This is a genomic window from Prevotella sp. KH2C16, assembly GCF_900113305.1.
GTDB lineage: Bacteria > Bacteroidota > Bacteroidia > Bacteroidales > Bacteroidaceae > Prevotella.
This window is the reverse complement of record NZ_FOOW01000038.1, coordinates 7,545-13,364: the sequence shown is the minus strand read 5'-3', so window position 1 is coordinate 13,364 and position 5,820 is coordinate 7,545. Positions and strand designations below refer to the sequence as shown.

The window sequence follows — 5,820 nt, the reverse complement described above, 5'->3', positions numbered from 1 at the left end:
CTCGACAAAAAGAAGAAAAAGAAAAAACGTAAAATACATTTATAATTATGGCAGACAATAATACATTTGTCCTCTTTGAGGAAATCAAAAAAAAGCTGGAAACAATTTACAGGGAACTGAAGGAGTTGAAAGAAAATGAGAACAGCTCTGTCTCTCTCCCTGTTTCATCTACCCCAGTACAAAGTGACGAACAACGGGAAGAAGCATTGCTCAATCAGTATGAGCAGCGTACAGAAGCCTTTATCAATAAGTACATTGATGTGCAAAAGCGCATCAAGGACGAGGAGGCTAAATCCATAGACAAATTGGTGGCAAGTGTCTTGACCATGCTGCACGAGTGGCAGGAGCAGAAAGAGCATCCACAACCGCAGGAACAGATTCACAGGCATAGCTTTGATATCAAGTCATCGAAAGTCTTTACTACAGTAGTGGCAGTGTCTTTCCTTTGTCTTGTTTCTTTGGTCGGTAACTACTTCCTATGGCAAAGCAAACAACAATACAAGGATGATGCCTTGAAATTCCGTGTCATTAGAGTGTGGAGAGGTTGCAGCCCAAAGGAAATCCTATGGCTCAATGATGTGTTTGATATTCATCGCGATGCCACTATGATTAAAAGAATCAAGAAGCAGACGGATAATTATAACTTGGAACTGAAAGCAAAAGCGGATAGCCTAATGCAGAATAATCCGCAAAATATGAAAGGCAAATAGAAATATGGATATAAAACTTTTAAAGGAGGAGAAAAAATCTCCTCTTTTTTAGCTACTTATACAATAATATTTACTATATTTGCAAATAATCATATAATATTTATGGAAAGTCCTACCAACAGAATAAAAGAGGTGCTTACCGAAAAAGGGATAAAGCAGACATGGCTTGCCGAAAAGCTGGGCAAGAGTTTTACGATAGTGAACTCCTATGTTTGCAATCGTCGTCAGCCAAGTTTGGAAGTTCTATTCCAAATAGCCGAGATTCTGCAAGTCAATCCTAAGGATTTAATCAATACGACAGATGACAAATAAAAAGCGTATCAAGCATAAAATTCAAACATAAGAAGAATAGATCATGGCAAAACAAAATACAGCTGACATCGGATTTGAAAAGGAAATATGGAAGGCAGCAGATTTACTTCGTGGCAATCTTGATGCTTCCGAATACAAATCGGTAGTATTGGGTTTGATTTTCCTAAAATATATCTCTGATAAGTTTGAAACCAAATATCAGGAATTAGTCAATAATGGTGAAGGATTTGAGGAAGACCGCGATGAATATACGGCAGACAATATATTCTTTGTCCCACAAGAAGCACGATGGAGTGTGGTGGCAGAGGCAGCTCATACGCCAGAGATAGGTACGGTTATCGACAATGCCATGCGCCTTATTGAAAAGGAGAATCTCCGCTTGAAAGGTATTCTACCTAAAAATTTCGCCCGAGCCGAATTAGACAAAAGACGTTTGGGCGATGTGGTAGATTTGTTTACCAATATTCAAATGAAAGAACATGGAGACTCCAAAGATATATTGGGGCGTACATACGAGTATTGTCTTTCCAAGTTCGCAGAAGCAGAAGGAAAACTTGCTGGTGAGTTTTATACACCGGCTTGCATAGTCCGTACCCTTGTTGAAGTGTTGAAGCCTTATCACGGGCGAGTATATGACCCTGCTTGTGGCTCTGGTGGAATGTTCGTGCAGTCTGCTAAATTCATTGAAAGGCATCAAGGCAATATCAAGGATATTTCTGTCTATGGTCAAGACAGCAACCCTACAACATGGAAGATGGCTCAGATGAATCTTGCCATTCGGGGCATTGAGGCTGATTTGGGTAAGTTTAATGCTGATACTTTCTTTGATGATCAACATCCCACATTAAAAGCTGATTTTATCATGGCTAATCCGCCTTTCAATCTCAGTGATTGGGGAGCAGACAAGCTGCAAGATGATGTGCGTTGGAAATTTGGTATACCTCCATCGGGCAATGCCAACTTTGCTTGGTTACAACACATGATTCATCATTTATCCCCCAAAGGTAAAATCGGAATGGTATTGGCAAATGGATCTTTGTCGTCACAGACAGGAGGTGAAGGAGGAATTCGTGAAAATATCATTAAAGCCGATTTAATAGAAGGTATCGTAGCCCTACCCTCACAGTTGTTTTACACCACAGGTATTCCTGTATCTTTATGGTTCCTCAATCGGGAGAAGAAGCAGAAAGACAAGATTCTATTCGTAGATGCCAGGAACATGGGAACAATGGTTACCCGCAAACTTCGTGAACTTCAAGAAGCAGACATACAAAAGATTGCAGACACTTTCGACAAGTATAGCGAGGGGACACTTGAAAATGAAAAAGGCTTCTGTGCGGTTGTTACTCTTGACGATGTGGCAAAACAAGACTATATTCTTACCCCCGGACGCTATGTTGGCATAGCAGAACAGGAAGACGATGGTATTCCTTTCCAAGAGAAGATGGACAAACTCACAACCGAATTATCCGATTTATTTGCCCAATCGCATGATTTGGAAGACGAGATACGAAAACAGTTGGCAAGCATAGGTTTCACTATCAAGTAAACGACTGCATGTTCTTCCATATTATCAATTAATTAATATAGAAGAACATGAAAGAAAAATTGATTTCAGAAATTAGCAATGCAATGGCAGGTGTATTAAGTGTAGAACAAATGGCACAACTCAATGGAGTATTACTGCAAGTAATCAGTAACTACTTCATTACGGCAGACAATGAGCAGATGCAAGAGAACAATGCGTCTAACGAACGTCTGTTAGAGATATTCTTGTCAGCTAAGCAAGTGGAAGGATGTACCACGCCTACCATAAAATATTATGGTTCGACCATCAAACAGCTTTTCAAGAAAATGCCAAAGAAAGTTACGAACTATACCACAGAGGATATTCGGGCTTATTTGGCAGTATTCCAACGAAAGCACAAATCGAGTAAAGTTACAATAGACAATATCCGTCGTATTTTTTCATCTTTCTTTTCATGGTTAGAAGACGAGGATTATATCATCAAGAGTCCTGTACGCCGCATTCATAAGGTGAAAACAGGAACCCATGTCAAAGAAGTGCTAACCGATGAGAACTTGGAACAACTGCGTGATGCCTGTACAAAAGTGAGAGACTTAGCCATGATAGACCTCTTGGCTTCTACTGGTATGCGTGTTGGAGAATTGGTCAAACTAAATCGAGAAGACATCAACTTCAATGAACGAGAGTGTATTGTCTTTGGAAAAGGCAACAAGGAACGTCTTGTCTATTTCAACGCTCGTGCAAAGATTCATTTGCAGCAATATCTTGCAGAGCGGAAAGATCGGAACAAGGCTTTATTCGTCTCTCTTGCCAAACCACACAATCGCTTACAAATCTCTGGAGTTGAAACAAGATTAAGAAAGATTGGAAGGCTTTCAAAGATTGTCCGTGTCCATCCACACAAATTTCGTCGAACCCTTGCTACTATGGCTATAGATAAAGGTATGCCTGTGGAACAAGTGCAACAACTCCTTGGGCATGTCAAAATTGATACCACCATGCACTATGCGATGGTCAATCAAACAAATGTGAAACTCTCTCACCGTAAATTCATCAGTTAAATCAAAATGCAAACAGCAGATTATATATATAGACCATATCAATCGCTTTTTTATAAAAATAGGCGGATAAATGATAATTTAGAGCAGCAGGCACAAGCATTGTTCAAGTCGTGGTTTATAGGTAATCCTAATTGGGAAAAGATCTCATTGTCAGAAATCGCTTCATTCGTTGGTGGATATTCATATACAGGCGAGGAATTGACCGATTACTCAAATATAGCTATGGCAACTATAAAAAACTTTGGGCGAAATGGTGGTTTTAAGGCTGATGGATTTAAAGGAATTAACCCTTCAGCCAAACTAAAAGAGTACCACTATGCGAATTTATTCGACATATTAGTAGCACATACCGATTTAACCCAAAATGCAGATGTGATCGGTAATGCCGAACTATTACTTACCTGTGGTAAATATGATAGTATAATCTTCTCAATGGATTTGGTTAAAGTTCAACCCAAAGAAACATTCCCTTATAGGTTTTTACTTGCGGCAATGCTTAAAAATAGGCAGTTTAAGGGCCATTGCATCGGCTATGTAAATGGGACTACCGTTCTTCATCTTAGCAAAAAGGCATTGCCTGATTTTGAAATAAGAAAACCGACCAATTCAGAAGCCAAAACGATGAATGAAACTCTTGCCCCTTATTATAAACGAATGGCTGAATTGCTTCAAGAAAATTATAAACTTATTAGTTTACGTGACACGCTACTCCCGAAACTAATGTCTGGTGAGTTGAGAATTAATGATATAAACATGTAAATAAATTCCCATTTATGGAAGAGAAGAAAGAACAACATAAGAAATCAATTCGCTTCTTCAACGACCGTGAAGTGCGTGCCGTATGGGATGAAGAAAATAATTGTTGGTGGTTTTCTGCAACAGATATTGTGCGTGCCATTAATGATGAGCCTGACTACACTAAAGCAGGTAACTATTGGCGTTGGCTAAAACGTAAGTTGAAACAAGAAGGCATTGAACCTGTGAGTGCTACTCACGGCTTCAAGTTTGAAGCGCCAGATGGCAAGTTGCGTGTTGCAGATGTTCTTGATAGTGAAGGAGTAGCTTTATTAGCAAAGCACTATCCCAACAATCGAGCAAATGAGTTCCTTGACTGGTTTACATACAGCGATAATACATTGGATGGACAGAGTCGAAAGAAAGCATATCAACTATATGAAAGTGGTTTGTTGAAAAGTCTTGAGCCGGGCAGCATACAATGTTTACAGCAAATTCATGCTTATCTCTTTGGAGGATTGTACGACTTCGCTGGACAAATCCGAACTAAGAATATATCTAAAGGAGGATTCACCTTCGCTAATTGTATGCACTTTCCTGCTACGCTACAAACAATAGAGCAAATGCCAGATACTACTTTTGAAGAGATTATGAATAAGTACGTAGAAATGAATGTCGCTCATCCTTTTATGGAAGGTAATGGCCGCAGTACCCGCATTTGGCTTGACCTCATGCTGAAGCGTTCTCTCAAACGGTGTGTGGATTGGAGCCAAATAGACAAGAATGAATACTTGTCCGCAATGCGTGAGAGTGTAGCTAACAGTACCCGCATCAAGGCTTTGGTATTGCCTGCTCTCACCACAAAAATTGATGATAGAGAAATGTTTATGAAGGGCATTGATTATTCATATTATTACGAACAAAACGATTGACGCTCATTATGGAAGAATGGAAAGAATATAAGTTAGAGGAGATTGGCACTATTGTAGGTGGTGCAACCCCGTCTACAAAAGAGCAACATAACTATAATGGTAATATCTCTTGGATAACTCCCAAAGACTTGTCAAACCATTGTGGTCGCTATATTTCACATGGAGAAAGAATGATTACACCTGAAGGGTATAATAGTTGTTCTTGTAAGATGCTACCGAAAGGAAGCATTCTTTTCTCTTCACGTGCGCCAATTGGGTATATTGCCATAGCCGCTAATGAATTATGCACTAACCAAGGATTTAAAAGCATTATCCCAGATAACCGTCTTGTTGATGGTACGTTTCTCTATTACCTTCTTATTAACAACAAAGAAATGATAGAAGGTTTAGGAAGTGGAACGACATTCAAGGAAGTATCAGGAAATGTCATAAAGAATGTTGTCGTTAAAATTCCCATCCTTGAAATTCAGAGGAGAATTGCAAATGTTTTATCTTCTCTTGATGACAAAATCGAACTCAACCGACGGATAAATGATAATTTA

At 39.2% G+C, this 5,820-nt stretch carries 7 protein-coding genes; all 7 read left to right on the top strand.

Annotation, left to right across the window (positions count from 1 at the left end):
- Positions 1-47 precede the first annotated feature (47 nt).
- Complete coding sequence (locus BM114_RS13615; protein ID WP_092114260.1) at positions 48-710, top strand: hypothetical protein; 663 nt, start codon at positions 48-50, stop codon at positions 708-710.
- Positions 711-812: 102 nt separating this feature from the next.
- Positions 813-1,022 (top strand): helix-turn-helix domain-containing protein, encoded by a 210-nt coding sequence (locus BM114_RS13610; protein WP_092114258.1) that lies wholly within the window; start codon positions 813-815, stop codon positions 1,020-1,022.
- Positions 1,023-1,065: 43 nt separating this feature from the next.
- Entirely contained in the window at positions 1,066-2,571 is a 1,506-nt protein-coding gene (locus BM114_RS13605; RefSeq protein WP_092114256.1) for a class I SAM-dependent DNA methyltransferase, read from the top strand.
- Between the two features lie 47 nt (positions 2,572-2,618).
- Entirely contained in the window at positions 2,619-3,611 is a 993-nt protein-coding gene (gene xerA / locus BM114_RS13600) for a site-specific tyrosine recombinase/integron integrase (protein WP_092114254.1), read from the top strand.
- Positions 3,612-3,617: 6 nt separating this feature from the next.
- The gene (locus tag BM114_RS13595) at positions 3,618-4,370 is read left to right on the top strand and encodes a restriction endonuclease subunit S (protein WP_092114252.1); all 753 of its coding nucleotides are present in this window, start codon (positions 3,618-3,620) and stop codon (positions 4,368-4,370) included.
- A 14-nt stretch (positions 4,371-4,384) separates the two neighbouring features.
- On the top strand, positions 4,385-5,278 hold the full coding sequence (fic, locus tag BM114_RS13590) for a protein adenylyltransferase Fic (protein ID WP_092114250.1): 894 nt from the start codon (positions 4,385-4,387) through the stop codon (positions 5,276-5,278).
- Positions 5,279-5,286: 8 nt separating this feature from the next.
- The coding region (locus BM114_RS13585) for a restriction endonuclease subunit S (protein WP_092114248.1) at positions 5,287-5,820 on the top strand (534 nt) is incomplete at its 3' end.